We start from the raw sequence: 2,759 nt of genomic DNA, 5'->3' as shown, positions 1-2,759 counted from the left end.
GGTCCGTTCGTCTAGGGGTTAGGACGCCAGGTTTTCATCCTGGTAACAGGGGTTCGATTCCCCTACGGACTACAAAACAAAAGGTGATACATTCACCTTTTTTCACTAATTTCAAGAAAGTATTAAACAATGGCAAACCATAAATCAGCATTAAAAAGAATTAGACGAAACGAAGCAGCCCGTCTGCGCAATCGTTATCAACACAAAACAGCTCGTAATGCAGTGAGAAAGTTGCGTGCTTTGGAGAATTTGGACGAAGCCAAAGAGCTTTTGCCAAAAGTAGTATCAATGATTGATAAATTAGCAAAGAAAAATATTATTCACGCCAATAAAGCGTCGAATTTAAAAAGCAGTTTAGCGAAGCATCTAAATAAGTTAGCTAGATAGTCATTTAGGTTTTAGATTTATCACTAACAGCCGGATTATGTTCAATAGTCCGGCTTTGGTGTTTTTATAAATGTGCTAAAATCAACAAAAAGCGCTTTTTTCACTCTTTTTTTCACGTGTTTACGATAAAAATAGTATCTTTGGGCTTTAATTTGGTAATGATGAAGCGTATAATTTTAGGCGTGTTTTCCCTACTGGTGTTGGCTTCGTGCCGTAATGACAAAAGCAACACCCAACAGCACAAACAGCACAACGTAAAATCAATTGACTTTGAGGAGTTCAACCTCATAACCATTTCCGATAAGGCACAAGCCGACATTCAAGGATGGAAAGCCTTTCAGGGGCTGATGCAAGTAGTGGTAAATATGGCGCCCACCAAAGTCAAAAATGCCGAAACCCTGCTGACAACCAACCCCGACAGCCTGCTTACCTACACCCGACTATACACCAACAGCCCCAAAATCACGGCTGATAACGCATCAACCGAGCGCGATTGGCGCAGCGTTGAAAACGTGAACGACACCGTTTTCCGCATTGAGAAAAAGAAAAAAGAAGACCCCGCTCACCTGCAATGGAATGAATATCTGGTGGAAAACATTCCGTATACCTTTTCTTTCTTCACTAAAAAAACAGCCGACAATGCCTTTAACGTGAGCTTTACCAGCGGTGATAACACCCTGTATGAAAGCACCGGCACACCGCAACCCGACACCCTTACGTATGACCAATGGTATGAAGTTAAACATACATACACCCCAAAAAAGACTGACATTCACGGCATTCGCATTGGATTTACGGCTGAAAACAACAACGACCAAGCCCTGCTTTTCTATCGCCCTACTCTGCAAATCCCCGCGAAGGACTTTCATAAAGTAGGCTCACACTCCGATAAAATCATCAAACAACAAACCGAAGTAAAAAGCTCATACTATGCCGTGTTTTTCTGGCTGCGGCAAATTGAAGATGAGTTAAAGCAACTGCTTGCCGATAATGACGCCTTCCCCGAAACCATCAAAACGCCCGCCATACAAGCCCGACTGCATTGGCTCGACACCCAAGTGCGGGAACTTGCCGATAATGTCAAGAACAATCCCGACTTTTCAGAGGCACAAGTGAAACATCACATCGGTAGGTTGCAGCAATCCTTCAACGAACTTATTGCACACATCAACAAGATTTACGACAGCGACTTGGATAAACGAATGAAGCACATCAGCACGCAGGCGGACTCCACAGCGGTGCTTCCGGTAAAAACCACGCTTGAAACACAGCCGATTGACGAGACAAGCTTCCCATAAGTTGCGCAACATCCTGCTGAGAGTACCTTACAAAATCAGTAAAAATCACCAAATCTTTTATATGATGAAACCCATACAAAACGCATTGTGTGCCGCAATGTTGGCACTTGTGAGCGCCTGTCAAAACCCGCAACCGCCCGAGCCTGTCGGAGCAATACCCTCACAACGGCAACTCGACTGGCATCAATTGGAGTATTATGCCTTTATCCATTTCAATATGAATACCTTCACGGATATGGAATGGGGCTTCGGGAGTGAAAAACCCGAGCTGTTTAACCCCACCGAATTAAACGTAAACCAATGGGCAAGGGTGGTGAAAGAAGCCGGAATGAAAGGCATCATCATCACCGCCAAACACCACGACGGCTTCTGCTTGTGGCCTTCTGCCTATACCGAACATTCGGTGAAAAACGCCCCGTGGAAAGCAGGCAAAGGCGACTTACTCAAAGAACTTTCACAAGCCTGTCGGCAGGAAGGACTCAAACTCGGCGTATATCTTTCTCCTTGGGACAGGCATCACCCTGACTACGGAAAGCCCGAGTACGTTACGTACTTCCATAATCAGTTGCGGGAGTTGCTTACCAATTATGGCGAACTATTCGAGGTATGGTTCGACGGCGCTAACGGAGGCTCGGGCTACTACGGCGGTGCTAACGAGACCCGTACCATCGATGCCAAAACATACTACCAATGGGATAAGGTAACCGACATTGTGCGCGAGTTGCAACCCAACGCGGTTATCTTTGGTGATGGCGGACCTGACGTGCGATGGATAGGCAACGAACACGGATTTGGCGCCGAGACTAACTGGGCGAGCTTCGACAATAGCAACACCTGGGCAGGACATTCCGACCTGCAACACCTGCAAAACGGCGATGAAAACGGCGACCAATGGATTCCTGCCGAAGCCGATGTGTCCATACGCCCCGGCTGGTATTACCACAAACGTGAAGACCATCAGGTGCGCCCACTCGATGCTATGGTTACTATTTACTATAATTCCGTTGGGCGAAACGCTTCCCTTTTGCTGAACCTACCCGTAGATACGCGCGGACTGGTACACGAAAACGACAT

At 46.4% G+C, this 2,759-nt stretch carries 3 protein-coding genes and 1 tRNA gene; all 4 read left to right on the top strand.

Annotated features, from left to right (window positions below):
• A tRNA-Glu gene (locus tag Q4D72_RS10845) sits at positions 1-72 on the top strand.
• Between the two features lie 57 nt (positions 73-129).
• A complete protein-coding gene (gene rpsT / locus Q4D72_RS10840; RefSeq protein ID WP_303077883.1) occupies positions 130-387 on the top strand; it encodes a 30S ribosomal protein S20 in 258 nt (85 codons plus the stop codon).
• A gap of 158 nt (positions 388-545) precedes the next feature.
• Positions 546-1,685, top strand: coding sequence for a hypothetical protein (locus Q4D72_RS10835; RefSeq protein ID WP_303077882.1), 1,140 nt, complete (start codon positions 546-548; stop codon positions 1,683-1,685).
• 64 nt (positions 1,686-1,749) lie between these two features.
• Positions 1,750-2,759, top strand: a 1,010-nt coding sequence (locus Q4D72_RS10830) for an alpha-L-fucosidase (RefSeq protein ID WP_303077881.1), incomplete at its 3' end; no start/stop codon positions are given.

It is taken from the genome of Capnocytophaga sp. (assembly GCF_030532915.1).
GTDB lineage: Bacteria > Bacteroidota > Bacteroidia > Flavobacteriales > Flavobacteriaceae > Capnocytophaga.
The sequence above is the reverse complement of the archived record's forward strand: the minus strand, read 5'-3'. Positions and strand labels throughout refer to the sequence as shown.

What these genes read in the sequence shown, in the direction of transcription:
- Q4D72_RS10835 (WP_303077882.1), top strand. Translation starts at nt 546, where the DNA reads ATGATGAAGCGTATAATTTTAGGCGTGTTTTCCCTACTGGTGTTGGCT.
- rpsT (WP_303077883.1), top strand. Translation starts at nt 130, where the DNA reads ATGGCAAACCATAAATCAGCATTAAAAAGAATTAGACGAAACGAAGCA.